Source organism: Actinoplanes palleronii, from assembly GCF_016862315.1.
Lineage (GTDB): Bacteria > Actinomycetota > Actinomycetes > Mycobacteriales > Micromonosporaceae > Actinoplanes > Actinoplanes palleronii.
This window is the reverse complement of sequence record NZ_BOMS01000185.1, coordinates 16,570-31,622: the sequence shown is the minus strand read 5'-3', so window position 1 is coordinate 31,622 and position 15,053 is coordinate 16,570. Positions and strand designations below refer to the sequence as shown.

General features: G+C 69.6%; 18 protein-coding genes. 7 read left to right on the top strand and 11 right to left on the bottom strand.

What is annotated here, in order from left to right; genetic code table 11:
* Positions 1 to 72: 72 nt before the first annotated feature.
* Positions 73 to 1,704, bottom strand: a complete 1,632-nt coding sequence (locus Apa02nite_RS48820) for a methyl-accepting chemotaxis protein (RefSeq protein ID WP_203831249.1) — start codon at positions 1,702 to 1,704, stop codon at positions 73 to 75.
* Positions 1,705 to 2,327: 623 nt separating this feature from the next.
* On the opposite strand from Apa02nite_RS48820, the gene Apa02nite_RS48815 reads away from it, so the two are divergent.
* Both Apa02nite_RS48815 and Apa02nite_RS48810 read left to right on the top strand, forming a co-directional pair.
* Entirely contained in the window at positions 2,328 to 2,513 is a 186-nt protein-coding gene (locus tag Apa02nite_RS48815; protein WP_203831248.1) for a hypothetical protein, read from the top strand.
* A gap of 165 nt (positions 2,514 to 2,678) precedes the next feature.
* Positions 2,679 to 3,281, top strand: a complete 603-nt coding sequence (locus Apa02nite_RS48810) for a PAS domain S-box protein (RefSeq protein ID WP_203831247.1) — start codon at positions 2,679 to 2,681, stop codon at positions 3,279 to 3,281.
* On the opposite strand, the gene Apa02nite_RS48805 is transcribed toward Apa02nite_RS48810, so the two are convergent.
* The 5 genes from Apa02nite_RS48805 to Apa02nite_RS48785 all read right to left on the bottom strand — a co-directional run bounded on the left by Apa02nite_RS48805 (position 3,262) and on the right by Apa02nite_RS48785 (position 6,816).
* On the bottom strand, positions 3,262 to 4,038 hold the full coding sequence (locus Apa02nite_RS48805; protein ID WP_203831246.1) for a sulfite exporter TauE/SafE family protein: 777 nt from the start codon (positions 4,036 to 4,038) through the stop codon (positions 3,262 to 3,264). The genes Apa02nite_RS48810 and Apa02nite_RS48805 overlap by 20 nt on opposite strands.
* A gap of 69 nt (positions 4,039 to 4,107) precedes the next feature.
* On the bottom strand, positions 4,108 to 4,695 hold the full coding sequence (locus tag Apa02nite_RS48800; RefSeq protein WP_203831245.1) for a rhodanese-like domain-containing protein: 588 nt from the start codon (positions 4,693 to 4,695) through the stop codon (positions 4,108 to 4,110).
* Positions 4,696 to 4,712: 17 nt separating this feature from the next.
* On the bottom strand, positions 4,713 to 6,107 hold the full coding sequence (locus Apa02nite_RS48795) for an MBL fold metallo-hydrolase (protein ID WP_239165110.1): 1,395 nt from the start codon (positions 6,105 to 6,107) through the stop codon (positions 4,713 to 4,715).
* 32 nt (positions 6,108 to 6,139) lie between these two features.
* Positions 6,140 to 6,445, bottom strand: coding sequence for a rhodanese-like domain-containing protein (locus Apa02nite_RS48790; protein WP_203831244.1), 306 nt, complete (start codon positions 6,443 to 6,445; stop codon positions 6,140 to 6,142).
* Between the two features lie 101 nt (positions 6,446 to 6,546).
* On the bottom strand, positions 6,547 to 6,816 hold the full coding sequence (locus Apa02nite_RS48785; protein WP_203831243.1) for a metal-sensitive transcriptional regulator: 270 nt from the start codon (positions 6,814 to 6,816) through the stop codon (positions 6,547 to 6,549).
* A gap of 166 nt (positions 6,817 to 6,982) precedes the next feature.
* Here Apa02nite_RS48785 and Apa02nite_RS48780 point away from each other — a divergent pair, with 166 nt between their 5' ends.
* Positions 6,983 to 8,773 (top strand): FAD-dependent oxidoreductase, encoded by a 1,791-nt coding sequence (locus Apa02nite_RS48780; RefSeq protein WP_203831242.1) that lies wholly within the window; start codon positions 6,983 to 6,985, stop codon positions 8,771 to 8,773.
* A gap of 196 nt (positions 8,774 to 8,969) precedes the next feature.
* Here Apa02nite_RS48780 and Apa02nite_RS48775 read toward each other — a convergent pair whose 3' ends face one another.
* Complete coding sequence (locus Apa02nite_RS48775) at positions 8,970 to 9,188, bottom strand: site-specific integrase (protein ID WP_203831252.1); 219 nt, start codon at positions 9,186 to 9,188, stop codon at positions 8,970 to 8,972.
* Positions 9,189 to 9,330: 142 nt separating this feature from the next.
* On the opposite strand from Apa02nite_RS48775, the gene Apa02nite_RS48770 reads away from it, so the two are divergent.
* The 4 genes from Apa02nite_RS48770 to Apa02nite_RS48755 are packed head-to-tail and all read left to right on the top strand — an operon-like array spanning position 9,331 to position 12,201.
* Positions 9,331 to 9,579, top strand: a complete 249-nt coding sequence (locus Apa02nite_RS48770) for an SHOCT domain-containing protein (protein WP_203831241.1) — start codon at positions 9,331 to 9,333, stop codon at positions 9,577 to 9,579.
* A gap of 5 nt (positions 9,580 to 9,584) precedes the next feature.
* Positions 9,585 to 10,313 (top strand): hypothetical protein, encoded by a 729-nt coding sequence (locus tag Apa02nite_RS48765; RefSeq protein ID WP_203831240.1) that lies wholly within the window; start codon positions 9,585 to 9,587, stop codon positions 10,311 to 10,313.
* A 41-nt stretch (positions 10,314 to 10,354) separates the two neighbouring features.
* On the top strand, positions 10,355 to 11,035 hold the full coding sequence (locus tag Apa02nite_RS48760) for a response regulator (protein ID WP_203831250.1): 681 nt from the start codon (positions 10,355 to 10,357) through the stop codon (positions 11,033 to 11,035).
* Positions 11,035 to 12,201, top strand: a complete 1,167-nt coding sequence (locus tag Apa02nite_RS48755; protein WP_203831239.1) for a sensor histidine kinase — start codon at positions 11,035 to 11,037, stop codon at positions 12,199 to 12,201. The genes Apa02nite_RS48760 and Apa02nite_RS48755 overlap by 1 nt, the downstream gene beginning before the upstream one ends.
* A 149-nt stretch (positions 12,202 to 12,350) precedes the next feature.
* Here the strand turns inward: Apa02nite_RS48755 and Apa02nite_RS48750 are convergent, their stop codons facing one another.
* From Apa02nite_RS48750 to Apa02nite_RS48735, 4 genes are read right to left on the bottom strand one after another with little or no spacing between them, the layout of a single operon-like run.
* Complete coding sequence (locus Apa02nite_RS48750; RefSeq protein WP_203831238.1) at positions 12,351 to 12,761, bottom strand: arsenate reductase ArsC; 411 nt, start codon at positions 12,759 to 12,761, stop codon at positions 12,351 to 12,353.
* Between the two features lie 48 nt (positions 12,762 to 12,809).
* A complete protein-coding gene (locus tag Apa02nite_RS48745; RefSeq protein WP_203831237.1) occupies positions 12,810 to 13,538 on the bottom strand; it encodes an aquaporin in 729 nt (242 codons plus the stop codon).
* Positions 13,539 to 13,592: 54 nt separating this feature from the next.
* The gene (locus Apa02nite_RS48740) at positions 13,593 to 14,255 is read right to left on the bottom strand and encodes an arsenate reductase ArsC (protein ID WP_203831236.1); all 663 of its coding nucleotides are present in this window, start codon (positions 14,253 to 14,255) and stop codon (positions 13,593 to 13,595) included.
* The gene (locus Apa02nite_RS48735) at positions 14,248 to 14,940 is read right to left on the bottom strand and encodes an arsenate reductase/protein-tyrosine-phosphatase family protein (RefSeq protein WP_203831235.1); all 693 of its coding nucleotides are present in this window, start codon (positions 14,938 to 14,940) and stop codon (positions 14,248 to 14,250) included. The genes Apa02nite_RS48740 and Apa02nite_RS48735 overlap by 8 nt, the downstream gene beginning before the upstream one ends.
* Between the last annotated feature and the right edge of the window lie 113 nt (positions 14,941 to 15,053).

The following is a 15,053-nucleotide window of genomic DNA, read 5'->3' as shown; positions in this document are numbered from 1 at the left end:
CGCAGGGCCGGAGCAGCACCTTGGCCTAGCTGGTTTCCCGCTGGTCGAACTTGGTTGTAGACCGTGGTCTTGTCATACGCGGAAGCTGTTCACCAGGGTCTGCAGTTCGCTGGACATGCGGGCCAGTTCTTCTGAGGCGCGCTGGGCGTCGCCGACGTTCTCGGTGGTGTGGCGGGTCGCGCTGGCCAGGCTGTCGATGCTGTCGGCGATGCCGCTGACGCCGCTGGCGGCGTCGCTGACACTGCGGTTCATCTCGCCGGTGGTGGCGGTCTGTTCCTCGACGGCGGCGGCGATGGTGGTCTGGTATTCGCTGATCCGGCCGATGATCTGGCCGATCTCGGTGATGGCGGTGATCGCGGTGCCGGTGTTGGCCTGGATCGCGGCGACCCGGGCGCTGATGTCCTCGGTCGCTTTGGCGGTTTCCTGGGCAAGATCTTTGACCTCGCCGGCCACCACGGCGAAGCCTTTGCCCATGTCCCCGGCCCGGGCCGCTTCGATGGTGGCGTTGAGGGCGAGCAGGTTGGTCTGCTCGGCGATCGAGGTGATCAGCCGGATCACGTCGCTGATCTCGGCGGACGACGCGCCGAGCTGGGTGACGGTGTGGTTGGTCGACTCCGCCATGCTCACGGCCTGGCCGGCGACCTCGACGGCCTGGTTGGCGCTTTGGGCGATCTCCCGGATCGAGGCGCCCATCTCCTCCGACCCGGCCGAGACGGTCTCGATGTTGCGGCGGATCTCTTCAGCCGTGACGGCGACCGCACCGGCCTGGGCGCTGGAGTCCGCGGCGTTCTGCGCGATCTGAACATTGGTGGCCGACAACTGCTCGGCCGCGGCGGCGAGAGAGTGCGCGGCGCTGTTGAGTGATTCGACCGTGCCGCGCATGGTGCCGGTGGCTTTGTTGAGCGCGACCGCCATGGCGCCCACCTCGTCGCGGGACTGCACCACGACCACCCCGGTCAGATCCCCCTCCGCCAGCCGGGCGAGGTTCGCGTTGACCGCGGCGAGCGGACGGGTGATCCGGCGGACGGTCACCCAACCGAGCAGGGCCGCTACCAGGAACCCGATGCCCAGGATGAGGATCATCTGGGTCCGGCTCTTGTGGTACGAGTCGTTGCTTTCCCGGACCGCCGCGCCCGCGTCGGTCGCCTCGTACTCGTTCAGGGCATCGAACGCGGCATTGATCTTGTCGGTTACCGGTGCGGCGTCCGTGTCGTAGACGGTCGAGTACACGGCATTGTCGTCCTTTGCCGCGGCGGGAACGAGTTGCTTGTCGCGGATGTCGGCCAGCGTCGTCAACCCGTCATCGATGACGGCCACGGCGGTCTGCTGCGTGCTGGTCAGGCCCAAATCGGCGTAGGCCTTGATGCCCTGCACGGTGAGTTCGTGGGCCTGCAGTGCCGCCTGCCGGAACTTCTCGGTGCCGGCGTCGGCGGTCGCGATGTTCATTCGTGCCAAATCCAGCAGTTCGTCGTCGAAGGCGCCCTGCGTGACCGCGAGGGCCTGCGACGGCTTCAGATTCTCCGCCACGATGCCGTTTGCTTTGCTGTTCGCCGTGTTCAACCCGGCAAGCCCCGCGGCCGCGACCGCGCCGCCGGCGAGCACGGCCACCGCCACCGCCCCGCTGATCTTCACCCCGACCGGCAGATCACCGAAGAAACCCAGAGCACCGCGACGTCCCGCCGGCGGCATTGACGCGTTCGACACAGCAGTACTCCTTTTTCGACCAGGATGTTCCTACCGGCACCATCGGCAGACCCGTGCCTAGAGTGAGGACTTGGTGACGTACCGGGGCGACCAGGGGACTGTAAAAAGAACGGCTCTGGTTCACATCAGGTGGTAACTTTCCGTAGCGGTCCCGTGTAGCCCTTGGGATCTACTGCGATAAGGCATTCGGGACGCCCATGTCTCCCTCTTGGACGACCAAGGCCCGAGCGGGTGCCCTTTTGGTGATCTTTGAGTGGATTGCTCACCGGGCCGCGTCGACAACTTGGGTCCGCTACCCAGTGCTACCACCGAATGTGAGCCAGAGCCGTTAAGTTGACAGTCCCGCGACCAGCCCTCTAGGGCCGGGGTGACGCGGACGATGATGAACCGGTTGCCGACCTACAGCGGGGCTCGGGTGGGATAAATTCGCCGAGTCGGCACAGACCGGGCGGGTGCGAGCGGTCAGCCGGTCGACGGATGTCGAGCGTGGGCCGTGGGGCTCAGCGGATGCCGGCTCCAGAGGATGCCTGGCGGAGCGGACGGCGGGTTCGGCGGTGCCGGAAAGAGACGAACGGCAGCCATGTGACGGGGCCGACCCGGATCCTGGCTTACAGGATCTTGTGGTGATGTTGCTCCACGGTGCGGTCCAGACCTCGGCATCCTTGAACCAGATACGGCGGTTGACAGCGCTGGCACCGGATCCGATCTCGGTGGCACTGGTCGATGACGCGATCAGCCTGATGGCCGAAGCCCACGCCAACCTGCTAAGCAGCGCTGATCAGGTGGCGGAGGACCCGCCACCGGCCTGACTCACGGCAGAGCACTTCGCGCAGTCGGAAAGTCGTTGCAAGGTGACGCCTTCAGCTCCGCCGGCCCGGTCGGACCTGGCCGAATCGCGCCGGTGGGGCGCCGCCCGGTGTTAGGTGGTGGGTAGCTGACGACGTCGCCGCTTGCCGCGATCGGGGGTGCCTTTCGTGAAGAACCTGCCGGACAGGGCCGATGGCGCCATCGACAATTTTGTCGAGCCCGGACCTGCTGTGGGACACATGGTGGTGGTGTGTTTAGCCGTGGCCGCGGTCACCGTTCTGGCGGTGACCGACATCGTTTTCGGTGTCGACAACGCGGCGGTGGGTCTGCTTGCGGTCGGCCCGTGTCTGTCAGCCGTGGCGGCGGGTACACGGGCGGTCGCCGCGGTGGGCGGCTATGCGTTGCTGTGGTCGATCGGCCTGACGTGGGGTGCCTGCGAGGCGATGATCTCGGCGCACTGCGTGCAGAGCGGGGTGGCACTGGTCGGGGCCACCGTGCTCAGCGTGATCGTCGCGCATCGGCGTCAGGTGCTTCAGGCGGCCGCGGCGAAGGCTGAGGCGGGGCATCGGATGCTGGCCGCGGTGGTCGAGTGTTCCGACGACGCGGTCATCGCGATGAGCCTCGAGGCGACGATCGAGTCGTGGAACTCCGGGGCGCAACGGATGTTCGGCTACCGGGCGGACGAGGTGATCGGCGCGAACATCGCGATCATCACCCCCCGCGCGGGGATGGCGAGCCTGCCGGACCTGTTCAGGTGTCGAGCGGGTTGATGATCGCTTGGAGGGCGACGAACGCCGCGACGGCGAAGACGAGGTACGCGAAGCCGCGTTGGAGCCGGCGGGTCGGTAGCCGGGTGGCGATCTGGTCGGCGGCCAGGGACCCGGTGATGGCGGCGGCGGTGAACGCCGCGGCTGTGCGGTAGTCAATGGTGGCGTCGCCGGCGTGTGCGGCGAACCCGGCGGCGGAGTTGATGACGATGATGAGCAGGGAGGTGGCGACGGCGGCGGGCATGCTCAGGCCGAGGAGCAGCACGAGGGCGGGGATGATCAGGAAGCCGCCGCCGACGCCGAAAAGGCCGGTGAGGAAGCCGACGGTGAGTCCTGCGGCGATGGATTTGGGTAGGCAGCCGCGCCAGTTGACGCCGCCGCCGGGCAGCGCGCAGTCGCCGCCGGAGTCATCGGTGTCACGTAGCATCCGCGCTCCGGCAACAACCATCAGGACGGCGAACCCGGCCATCACCAGGCGGGGGTCGAGCAGGCGGTTGACAGTGGCACCGGCGAAGGCCGCGGCGGCTCCGGTGCCGCCGACGATGCCGGCGATGCGCCATTGCACCAATCCGGCCCGCAGCCGGGGGAGCAGGGCGGTGGCCGACGAGATGCCCACCACGAGCAGGGAGGTGGGGACGGCGGCGGCCAGGGAGAGGCCGGCGCCGTAGACGAGGGCGGGGACGGCGAGGATCGAGCCGCCGCCGCCGAGCAGGCCGAGCAGCACACCGATGAGAGCACCGAGACTCGCCGCGGCGATCATGCGGGCCTGCCGTTGCCCGGCCGGCCTGCGCGAGTTGGCCGTGAGTGGATGCTGTGGCGGGACATCGGGTTACCGCCGGTCCGTGGCCAGGGCGGTGACGACCTGGCGGAGGTCGGTGCGAGGTCCCCGGTTGTAGGGCAATTTGGCCAGGAGCATGCCCATGGCGCAGGTGTCGGTCAGCGCCGCGACGGTGAGGCCGGCGCCGATGACCGCGGCGATCCACTTCACCGGCTCGGTCACGGTGCTGGCGAGCACGGCGAGCGTGACGAGGCTGCCGGCGACGAGGCGGACCTGCCGTTCGAGGTCCCACCGCGGGGTGCCCGCGGTGGTCGGTGCCTGGGCCTTCTGCCAGGCGGTGATGCCGCCGGACAGGACCCGCAGGTTCGGCAGGCCCGCGCCGGCGAGGGACTGTTCGGCCTGGGTGGCGCGTTGCCCGGAGCGACAGACGAGCACGACCTGCTCGTCGAGGTGGGTACGCAGTTCGTCGCGGTGTTCGCGCAGCAGATCGAGGGGCACGTTGTAGGAGCCGGGGATGTGCGCGGTCTCGAACTCGGCCGGGGTGCGCACATCGATGAGTCGGGGTGTCCGGCCGGTGGCGATCAGGTGTTGCAGGGTGGGGATGTCGATGTCGGCGGGGGTGCCGGCGGGCGTGGTCATGCGGGGGGTTCTCCTTGTCAGTGGCCGGTAACGATGGGCAGGCCGGCGTCGGCGGCGGTGGGGTAGGCGTCGTCGATGTGCACGACGTGGCGTCCGGCGCGTTGCAGCAGGCTGGTGGCTGCGGCGGCGCGGTAGCCGGAGCCGCAGTGCACCCACACCGTTCCCGCGGGCACGTCGGCGAGGCGGTGCGGCAGGTCGGGCAGTGGGATGTGGACGGCGCCGTCGATGTGGCCGGTGCGCCATTCGTTGGTCATCCGTACGTCGAGCAGCACGTCGGCGGCGGGTAGCCCGTGCGGCGGGGTGCCGGTGCGGGCGGCGGCGAGGTCAGGGAAGGTCGCGGTGGTGAGTTCGGCGAGCCGGGTCTCGTCGCCGTCTGCCCATTGCTCGGGGCTGCCGGTGGCCGCGGCGGCGGGCCGGTCGATGCCGATGCGGGCGAGTTCACGCTGGGCGTCGGCGACTTGTTGTTCGCTGTCGCCGAGCAGGGTGATCGGTGCGCCCCACGGGGCCATCCAGCCGAGCCAGGTCGACATCGGGCCGTCGAGGCCGAAGCTGAGGGTGCCGGTCAGGTGCCGGTGCGCGAACGCCTTGCGGTTGCGCAGGTCGACCACCCATTCGCCGGCGGCGATCCGTTGCCCGAGTTCGGTCGGGTCGGCGGCGGCGACCGGGGTGAGGTCGATCAGATCGGCGCCGGCGGTGTTACGGGCGCCCATGTGGGCGTAGTACGCCGGGTAGGCGTCCAAGCCCGCGAGGGTCTGCTGGACGAAATCGTCGGTCTCCAGGCGCAGTGCCGGGTTGGCGGTGCGTTCCCGCCCGATGGTCGACTCCGGCGCGTCGGACTGGGTCGCGGAGCAGAAGCTGCCGAAGCCGTGGGTCGGCCACACCTGCGCGCCGTCGGGCAGTAGATCGGCCAGCCGCCGGGCGGAAGCGTGCTGGTGCTCGGCGAGGGTATGGGCGTGTTGTTGGCCGAGCAGGTCCGTGCGGCCGGTGGTCCCGAACAGCAGCGACCCACCGGTGAACACGCCGATCGGTCCTTGGTCGTCGTCGAGAACGTAGGACAGGTGATGGAAGGTGTGCCCCGGGGTTGCCACGACCCGCAGCCGCATCCGGGCCGACAGGGTGAGCGCGTCACCGTCGCTCACCGGCCGTCGCGCGAAACCGACGTGGTCGTCGGCGGCGACCAGGTAGGCCGCGCCGGTCAGCCTCGCGAGGGCGAGACCGCCGGAGACGTAGTCGTTGTGCAGGTGCGTCTCGGCGACGTGGGTGATCCGCACACCAAGCCTGCCGGCCAGGGCCAGGATTCGGTCGATATCGCGTTGCGGGTCGACCACGACCGCCACCTGCCCGTCGTGGGCCAGGTAGCTGCGGTCGCCCAGCGACGAGGTCTGTACGACCTCGATACTCAAGTCGGTCACTGCTTGTCTCCTTGTCGATTAGCGTTCGGTGATCAGCGGCCGGTCTCGACCGGGCGCCCTGCCTGCCGCCAGGCCTCGGTGCCCCCGGCCAGGGACCGCACCCGGGCGCCCGCCGCGGCCAGCATCCGGGCCGCGATCGCACTGCGAGCGCCGGACCGGCATACCGTCACCACGTCCTGCCCGGCATATCGCGCGATGACCGTGTCCAGGTCGTCAAGAGGCACGTTCACCGCACCGGGCAGGTGACCTTCGGCGTACTCGCCGGGGCTGCGCACGTCGATTAGCACGGCGGTGTCGCCGTGCCGCAGTTGATCAACACGGATCTCGTCGACGGTCATGATCTGACTCCTCACAGTGTATACCCCTGGGGGTATGTGAAAGGCGCACTTCGGCCATGAAAACACTGGGACCGCACCCCTGGCCGGGGTGCGACTCCAGTTCAGGACAGTGACATGAACAGCTTCTCGAGCTCTTCCTCGCTCATCGGCGGCTCCTCGCCGCGCCCGCGAGCGGTCTGGCACTCCCGCATGCCCGTGGCGATGATTTTAAAGCCCGCCCGGTCGACGGCGCTGGAAACCGCGGCCAACTGGGTGAGCACCCGTCGGCAGTCCTCACCGTTCTCGATCATCGCGATCACCGCGCCGAGCTGCCCCTGTGCGCGCTTCAATCGGGTCAGCGCGTCCTTGAGTAGAACTGGACTCATCTCCATGGGTGCCCCACCTCCATCATCAAAATACCCCAGGGGGTACCCGGAGCGACCAGTGTCGCTCTTCGGGTCAGCGGGTCGGCGGTGCGTCCGTGAGGCCGCAAGCCGCAGTCCTGCCTGCTGGGCGTCAATCGGCTGAGTTGCCAAGCGGAACGGCTGGCCAGCGCGGGTGCTGTCACTAGCCCAAGATACCCCCGGGGGTATAAGGAATGTCAAGCGCGATCAACTCCTCGGGACCTTCGACCCTCATGCCTTTATACCCCAGGGGGTATCTTTGGATGGCGGTCGCGTGGCGGCCGGGAAGCGGGTGAGCCAGATGAGGACCATCATCGTGGGCGCGGTGGCCGGCGGGATGTCAGCGGCGACGCGACTACGCCGTCTCGACCCCACGGCCGACATCGTGGTGTTCGAGCGCGGCAACCACGTCTCCTACGCCAACTGCGGCCTGCCCTACCACGTCGGTGGCGTGATCACCGACCGCGAGGCGTTACTGCTGCAGACACCTGCCAGTCTGCGCGCCCGCTTCGACCTTGATGTGCGGGTGCGTACCGAGGTCGTCGCCATCGACCGGGCCCGTCAGGTCGTCCGGGTGCGCGAGGTCGATGGGGGCCGTGAACACGAGGAAGGCTACGACCGGCTGGTCCTGAGCCCGGGGGCGGCACCGATCGTGCCTGACCTGCCCGGCATCGAACGAGCCTTCACCCTCCGCACGGTCACCGACGCCGACCGCCTCACCACCGTGCTTGCTGATCGGCAGCCCCGCACCGCCGTGGTCGTCGGCGGCGGATTCATCGGCCTGGAATCCGCGGAGAACCTGCGCCGCCGTGGGCTCGCGGTCAGCCTGGTGGAACTCGACACGCAGGTCCTCGCGCCGCTGGACCCCGAGATGGTCTCCCCGGTCCATGCCGAGCTGCGCCGCCACGGCGTCGCCCTGCATCTCGGCGCCGCGCTGACCAAGGTGCTGCCCGACGCGGTCGAACTCGCCGGCGGGCAGATCCTCAGCGCCGACCTGGTCCTGCTCGCCATCGGTGTCCGCCCCGAAACCACCCTGGCCCTCGCCGCCGGCCTCACCATCGGCCCACGCGGCGGCATCACCGTCGACGCCAGCATGCGCACCAACGACCCGCACATCTACGCCATCGGCGACGCAGTCGAAAAGACCGACCGTATCGGCGCCGAACCCGCACTGATCCCGCTGGCCAACACCGCCAACCGGCAAGGCCGCCTGGCCGCCGACGCGATAACCGGCAAGACCGTAACCCTGAGCCGGCGCCTCGGCACCGCGATCGTGCAGATCTTCGACCTGACCGTGGCCGTCACCGGCTGGAACGAGAAACGACTCCGCGCCGCCGGCCGCACCTACCAGGCGATCCACACCCACCCGGCCTCCCACGCCGGCTACTACCCAGGTGCCCAGCCCATGTCGCTCAAACTGCTCTTCGACCCCCACGACAGGCGGATCCTCGGCGCCCAGGCCGTCGGCGGTGAAGGCGTCGACAAGCGCATCGACGTCCTCGCCACCGCGATCCACGCAGGCCTGACCGCCGACGAACTCGCCGATCTGGAACTCGCCTACGCGCCTGCCTTCGGCTCCGCCAAAGACCCGATCAACATGCTCGGCTACATCGCCGACAACCTACTCACCGACGGCCAGCGCACCCTGCAATGGCACGAACTGTCCGGTGCCCTCGCCGCCGGCGCCGCCCTCGTCGACGTGCGGACCCCAGCCGAACACGCCGCCGGACACATCCCCGGATCGATCAACCTGCCACTCGACGACCTCCGCCACCGCCTCGACGAACTGCCCACCGGCGACCTGATCGTCTACTGCCAGGTCGGCCAGCGCGGCCACACCGCCACCGCTCTGCTGACCGGCCTCAACCGTCGAGCCACAAACCTCGACGGCGGCTACCGCACCTGGCACGCGGGCCAAGGATCAGACGATTCCGCGGCGCTATGACAGCGGGCACCGGAGCATGCACTCTGCCGAACGTGGACCGGCCGCTGCACGTAGCCGAGGCCTGTTCGCCACCGCGCGTCGCGACCAGCAGCGGCCATCGCCGACTCATCTAGGTTGGCACCTGGACCCGGCAGCTGAGGTGACCGCCCGGACCTGGCGGCCCCCTATTGAGGAGATGGCCCTTCGCCGGTCGCGGTCAGCACGGGCTTTGGCGGCGGACAATTCCTCTGTCGAGGTCGACGGCGGCCCTTCGCAGGCCGCAGAACTCGCCGCGGGGCAGCCCGCGTAGGGCGGCGAGCCACCAGAACGCGAACAGGGAGCCCGGTTCGTGACCACCGGCGGCGTGCCGATGCTGCACATGATGGCCGGTGTCCCCGACGACGACGGTCATGTCGGACACCACGAGCACGGTCACGACCGACCACGCGACCGCTGAGCCGGGCGGGGAGAACACGGTGTGGATGGATCCCTTGACCGGTTCTTGATGGTTCGGCTCATCGTCTGTTAAGGGCCTCGCCGGAGCATGAGTTCGTAGGGACACGAGCGAGGAGACAGTGATGATGGGCTACGGCTGGGGCATGGGAACGGCAGGCTGGATCTTCATGGCCCTGTTCTGGATCGTGATCATCGGTGTGGTGATCTGGGCGGTGATGGCCCTGCTGCCGGGCATCAGGGCAGGCGGCGCGGCCCGGGCGGAGAGCCCTCGGGACATCCTCGACCGCAGGTTCGCGCGCGGTGAGATCGACGTCGACCAGTATCGTCTGGCGCGGGCGGAACTGGCCGAGCACCAGCCGGAACGGCGGTGAGAACGATGACACGGGCGCGGATCGCGGTGCTCGCGGTACTGTTCGCCGCGCTGGCCGCGCTGGCCGCGCTGGCCGCGACGGCCGCGCTGGCCGCGACGGCCGCGCTGGCCGCGACGGTCACCGGTGCGGCCTGGGCGTCCGGCCGCACCCCGAGCGGCCCGGCCGGCACAATGATGGCGGCCTCCTGTCACGGCACGGGGATGATGGGTGACGGCGCATACGGGTCCGGCATGATGGCCGGCTCGTACGGCGTGGCCGGCGACGGCCGACGGGTCGACTCGCTGGCCGGGGCACGGCAGCGGGCCCAGGTGCTCGCCGATCGGTGGGGGCTGCGTGTCGGCGAGGTGATGTCGTTCGCCAACGGCTTCTACGCCGAACTGCTCACGAGCGACCGGCAGGGGGCCACGGAGGTTCTGATCGATCCGGCCAACGGTGGCGTAACCGTCGAGTACGGGCCGGCGATGATGTGGAACGTCAGCTACGGCATGCGCTCCGGCGCGGTCGCCGCATCGCCCCGGGTGTCTGCGGCTGACGCTGTCACGGTGGCGCAACGCTGGCTCGGCGAGCAGCGGCTCGGCCTGACCGCTGACAACGCGGAGCAGTTCCCGGGGTACTACACGCTGCACACCCTGCGTGGCGCGGCGATTGCCGGGATGATGTCGGTGAACGCCTCGACCGGTGCCGTGTGGTACCACACCTGGCATGGGCAGTTCATCGCGATGAGCGAGGAGTAGCACCGATGCACGCGGACGGCGGGCAGGCGGGCGGCGCGGGCATCCGCTTCCGCGCGTTGGTCGTTGACGACGAGCCGCCGCTGGTCCAGGTGGTCGGCGGCTACCTGGCCCGCGACGGGTTCGACGTGGTGAGCGCCGCCGACGGTGAGGCCGCGGTGATCGCGGCCCGCGAGCATCGCCCGGACGTGATTGTGCTGGATCTGATGCTGCCCGGCATCGACGGGGTTGAGGCGTGCCGGCGGATCCGGACGTTCAGCGACGCGTACATCATCATGCTGACCGCCAGGAGCGACGAGGTCGACAAGCTGATCGGGTTGTCGGTGGGTGCCGACGACTACCTGACCAAGCCGTTCTCGCCCCGGGAGTTGATCGCCCGGGTCCGGGCCATGCTGCGACGTCCCCGCGCCGTGCCCGACCCCGGCGTCCGGCGGTTCGGCGACCTCGAGGTCGATCCGGCCGGGCATGAGGTGCGCGCCGGCGGGGCGCCGATCGAGCTGACCCGCACCGAGTTCGACCTGCTCGACACGCTCAGCGCCCAGCCGCGGGTCGCGTTCAGCCGCCGTCAGCTCCTCGAACACGTGTGGAGCGGCGACTGGTGCGGCGACGACCACGTCATCGATGTGCACATCGGCAACCTGCGCCACAAACTCGGCGACGACGCCGCCGCGCCGCGATACATCCGCACCGTCCGCGGCGTCGGCTACCGGATGGGTACCGGCTGATGCGCATCCCACGTCCCGCCGACCGGTTGGCGACCCGGCTGTTCGCCGCCCAAGCTCTCATCGTGGCCGTCGGCGCCCTGACCCTGTTCCTGGTTGCCGTCGCGGTCGCACCCGGCCTGCTACACAACCACGTGTCGCACATGATGGGCGCGATGTCCGGCCCGATGAGCCAGGACCTGGAGCAGGCGCTGGCCGCCACCCTGTCGCTGTCGCTGATGCTCGCGGTCGGCGCCGCCCTGCTCGCCTCGCTGGCGTTGAGCTGGCTTCTCACCCGTCGCCTGACCGCGCCGGTCACCCAGATGGCCGCGGTGGCCGGCCGGATCGCCGGCGGTGACTACACCGCACGGGTGCCGGCCAGCCGCCTGGGCACAGAGTTCGCCGCCCTGGACGGCGCGTTCAACCAGATGGCCACCACGCTGGAGCACACCGAGCGCCGGCGCCGAGAGATGCTCGCCGACCTCGCCCACGAACTGCGGACCCCGATCGCCACAGTGGACAGCTTCCTGGAAGGCATCGAGGACGAGGTCATCCCCGCCGGCCCCGACACGTGGCGCACGTTGCGGGAACAGACCGGTCGGCTGCGGCGGCTCATCGACGATATCGACAGCGTCTCGCGTGCCGAGGAGCGCCGCCTCGACCTGCGCCGCCAGACAATGCGACTCGACGACGCCATCGACGACGCCCTGCGCGCGGTCGCCGTGGTGTTCGCCGACAAGGGCGTCATCCTGGACCATCGCCGCCACCCCACCCCGGTGGCCGTGCGGGCCGATCCCGACCGGCTCCGCGAAGTCCTCGACAACCTGCTCAGCAACGCGCTGCGGCATACCCCGTCAGGCGGAACCGTCACCGTCAGCACCACGGGCCGCCCGCACGATGCCGAGGTCACCGTCGCGGACACCGGCGAGGGCATCACCGCCGAGCACCTGGACCACGTGTTCGAGCGGTTCTACCGGGCCGACCCGTCTCGCAGCCGCCGCGGCGGGGGCAGCGGGATCGGGCTGACCATCGCCCGAGCCCTCGCCCAAGCCCACGGCGGCAGTCTGCACGCGGCCAGCGACGGCGACGGCTGCGGAGCGACCTTCACTCTGACAATGCCCACGGTCCGCCAGCCCGTCGACTCCTACCCCATGGACCCACCCGACGACGGTCAGAGCCGAACGGGCTGACTCTACGGTTGCTTTCTATTCGCGATTGCTGTTGGCAACGGAATTTCGTCGCGTGGGCCTGGGCGGTGATCCCCAGGTGATCGCCTACGGATCAGAAGGTTAGGGGTTCGAGTCCCCAACGATGATCAGATCGCGAATCGCTTTCATGCTCAGGTGGCGGGGATCAGGTCGGCGAGCAGCACTTCGATGCGGGCCTTGATCTCGTCGCGGATCGGGCGGACCGAGTCGACGCCCTTGCCGGCCGGGTCGTCGAGTTTCCAGTCCTCGTACCGCTTACCGGGGAAGATTGGGCAGGCGTCGCCGCAGCCCATGGTGATGATGACGTCGGACTCTTGGGCGTTGTCCCAGGTGAGCTTGGTCGGGGTCTGGTCGGTGATGTCGATGCCGACCTCTTTCATCGCCTCGACCGCGGCGGGGTTGATCGTCTCGGCGGGTTCGGAGCCGGCGGAGCGGACCTCGACCTGGTCGCCGGCCAGCTGGCGCAGCCAGCCGGCGGCCATCTGGGAGCGGCCGGCATTGTGGACGCAGACGAACAGGACGGTGGGCTTGGTGTCGCTCATGAGCTTTGGTCTTCCTCGCGGGGTTGGTGGGGTTACGGGCGGTCGGGGTCAGGCGGTGGGGCGGGGCTCGACGACGACCTGGTCGGCGGTGTCGCCCACGGTCGGGTAGAGGGCGAGCAGGACGGCGACGCCGATGATCAGGCCGGCGATTTGGGCGGTGACGAAGCCGGGTACCGAGCTGGGGTTGATGCCGGCGAAGGTGTCGGTGAAGGCACGGCCGATGGTGACGGCCGGGTTCGCGAAGCTGGTGGAGGAGGTGAACCAGTAGGCGGCGCCGATGTAGGCGCCGACCGCGGCCGGGGCGACCGGGGCGCGACCTGATCGGGCGAGGGCGAAGATCAGCAGTAGCAGGCCGACGACGGCGACGATCTCACCGAGCCACAGGTTCCCGGCAGCACGGTCCTTCGTCGAGAAGGTGACCGGGGCGAGGTCGAACATCAGGTTCGCCAGGACCGAGCCGGCGATCGCGCCGATGGTCTGCGCTGCCGCGTACCCACCGAGGTCTTTGAGCGTCAGGCCGGTGCCGGTGCTGCGCCCGAGGAACCAGTCGGCGGCGGAGACGACCGGGTTGAAGTGGGCGCCGGAGACCGGCCCGAAGGTGAGGATGAGCGCGCCGAGCGCGAACGCGGTGGCGACCGAGTTTTCCAGCAGTTGCAGGCCGATGTCGTTCGGGGAGAGCGTGGTGGCCATGATGCCGGAGCCGACGACGGCGGTGACCAGCAGTGCGGTGCCGAGGAACTCGGCGAGCAGCCGCCGCCACAGAAGGTTCTGGTGCATGAAGGTAGTGACTCCGGTATCGGTGTGTGGCCGGGCCTGGTGCCGGGACGGCGGTCAGGTGGCGGGGATGGCGAGCTGGTCGAGTAGCCGGCGGACCCGGCGGTCGAGGTCGTCGCGGATCGGGCGGACCTGTTCGGGGGTGAGTCCGGCCGGGTCGTCGACGTCCCAGTTCTCGTAGCGGGTGCCGGGAAAGACGGGGCAGGCGTCGCCGCAGCCCATGGTGATGACGACGTCGGCGGCGCGGACGATCTCGTCGGTCCACGGTTTCGGGTACTCAGCCGTGATGTCGATGCCGCGTTCGGCCATCGCGGTGATGGCGGCCGGGTTGATGCTGGTGCCGGGTTCGGAGCCGCCGGACCAGGCGACCGCCCGGTTCCCGGCGAGGTGGGTGAAGAAGCCGAGGGCCATCTGGGAACGGCCGGCGTTGTGGGTGCACAGGAACAACACGACCGGCTTTCCGTCGTGATGGTGGCCTTCCACCCGGGCCAGGGCCTGCAGGCGAAGACGTGCGAAGCGTTCGGCCAGCAAGGGCAGGTAGTTCGGGATGGTGTGGGCGGTCGCGAACTGGTCGTAGCTGGTGTGCAGGAACCGTTCGATGGTTTCCGGGCCGTACAGGCCGGTGAACTCGCCGGCGAGGCGGCTGGCGGCGGTGCGCAGGGCGAGGTCCTGGTCGATGGACAGGTCGGTGTGCTGGTCGGGGTGGGTCAGGTCAGCCATGGTGGTCGGCTCCCGGGTGGAGGGCGGGTGCGATCCGGTCGATGCGGTCGGCCAGGTCGGTGAAGGCGGCTTGGAACGCCTCGTCGGTGTCGACGCGTGCCGGGTCGGGGACCGACCAGTGCAGGCGGGGCCTGGCGGGGCCGGTGAGGTCTTCGTGCGCGTTGTCGCAGACCGCGATGATCAGGTCTCCGTCGTGCACGACGTCGTCAACGTGGTGGGTGCCGGTCGGGTCGAGGGTCAGCCCGTGGTCGTGGGCGACTCGGACGGCGCGTGGGTGGACGCGCTGGGCGGGGATGGTGCCGGCCGAGGCGACGTCGCCGCCGATCCGCCTCCGCCACAGGGCGGCGGCGAGCTGGGAGCGGGCGGAGTTGTGGGTGCAGACGAACACCACCCGTTCCGCGCTGTCGAGCCGCGGTGCGGTGAGTGAGGACAGCACGCCGGGGACCAGTCGCAGGTAGGTGCGGCGGCGGTCGCCTTCGGAGCGGGTGCGGACCAGCAGGCCGGCGTCCTGCAGCACCTTCAGGTGGTGGGCGACCAGGTTGGTGGGCATGCTGAGGTCGGCGGCGATTTCGCCGGGGGAGGCGTCGCCGAGGGTGAGCGCGTCGCCGATGGCGAGGCGGGCGGGGTCGCCGAGTGCGGCGTGGATTCGGGCCCGCGCCACCAGCGACAAAGTTTCAGCTTTCACTGACTCAATGATGACTGAGGCAATCTGCCTGGGCAAGCGAACGTCGGGTGAACACGACAGCGAGAAGTCGGGGTTCGGGGTTGCATCCGGTACCCAGGTACGGGCTTACCGTC

Bases quoted from the DNA above. Each gene is read 5' to 3' on its own strand.
- Apa02nite_RS48805 (WP_203831246.1), bottom strand. From the start codon at position 4,038: ATGATCGCCGCGGCGAGTCTCGGTGCTCTCATCGGTGTGCTGCTCGGC.
- Apa02nite_RS48800 (WP_203831245.1), bottom strand. From the start codon at position 4,695: ATGACCACGCCCGCCGGCACCCCCGCCGACATCGACATCCCCACCCTG.
- Apa02nite_RS48790 (WP_203831244.1), bottom strand. From the start codon at position 6,445: ATGACCGTCGACGAGATCCGTGTTGATCAACTGCGGCACGGCGACACC.
- Apa02nite_RS48785 (WP_203831243.1), bottom strand. From the start codon at position 6,816: ATGGAGATGAGTCCAGTTCTACTCAAGGACGCGCTGACCCGATTGAAG.
- Apa02nite_RS48770 (WP_203831241.1), top strand. From the start codon at position 9,331: ATGATGGGCTACGGCTGGGGCATGGGAACGGCAGGCTGGATCTTCATG.
- Apa02nite_RS48765 (WP_203831240.1), top strand. From the start codon at position 9,585: ATGACACGGGCGCGGATCGCGGTGCTCGCGGTACTGTTCGCCGCGCTG.
- Apa02nite_RS48755 (WP_203831239.1), top strand. From the start codon at position 11,035: ATGCGCATCCCACGTCCCGCCGACCGGTTGGCGACCCGGCTGTTCGCC.
- Apa02nite_RS48750 (WP_203831238.1), bottom strand. From the start codon at position 12,761: ATGAGCGACACCAAGCCCACCGTCCTGTTCGTCTGCGTCCACAATGCC.
- Apa02nite_RS48745 (WP_203831237.1), bottom strand. From the start codon at position 13,538: ATGCACCAGAACCTTCTGTGGCGGCGGCTGCTCGCCGAGTTCCTCGGC.
- Apa02nite_RS48740 (WP_203831236.1), bottom strand. From the start codon at position 14,255: ATGGCTGACCTGACCCACCCCGACCAGCACACCGACCTGTCCATCGAC.